At 48.8% G+C, this 502-nt stretch carries 1 rRNA gene; it reads left to right on the top strand.

From position 1 onward, the window contains the following. Positions 1 to 366 precede the first annotated feature (366 nt). A 16S ribosomal RNA gene (locus tag I6E69_RS20545) occupies positions 367 to 502 on the top strand; the annotation flags it as partial.

Raw genomic sequence — 502 nt, 5'->3', positions numbered from 1 at the left:
CAGCAACGCTGAAGCTGGTAAGTTAGACAGGTTGCCTTTCGCTTTCAGCGGAGGTTGCCAACACAGGTTTTGAAAGCCCTGGGGTGAAGCCGTTTTGCGGTGGAGGTCAGGAGCGTCCGATCCTTGAGAACTCAACAGCGTGCACAATGTCAAATGCCAAAAACCCGACTGTGTTTATTGGAATTGTTCTAATCAGAACGGTTTCGTTTATGCAGCGGATTCCTTTGGAAAAAGATATAAACAACAAAGCAAGTCAGTATTGATTTGTTCTGTCAGTTTCAAACTTGTTGCCTCGACACCCTATTCCGGGTGCGGGTGACGCAAGATGTGCATTGATGGGCTTCGGCTTGTTGGTGCAATCAAACATTTATGGAGAGTTTGATCCTGGCTCAGGATGAACGCTGGCGGCGTGCTTAACACATGCAAGTCGAACGATGAAGCCGGAGCTTGCTCTGGTGGATTAGTGGCGAACGGGTGAGTAACACGTGAGTAACCTGCCCTT

Source organism: Pseudoalteromonas sp. NZS100, assembly GCF_015864815.1.
GTDB classification, from domain to species: domain Bacteria; phylum Pseudomonadota; class Gammaproteobacteria; order Enterobacterales; family Alteromonadaceae; genus Pseudoalteromonas; species Pseudoalteromonas distincta.
Note: the sequence above shows the minus strand (reverse complement) of the source record. Positions and strands in the feature narration are given on the sequence as shown.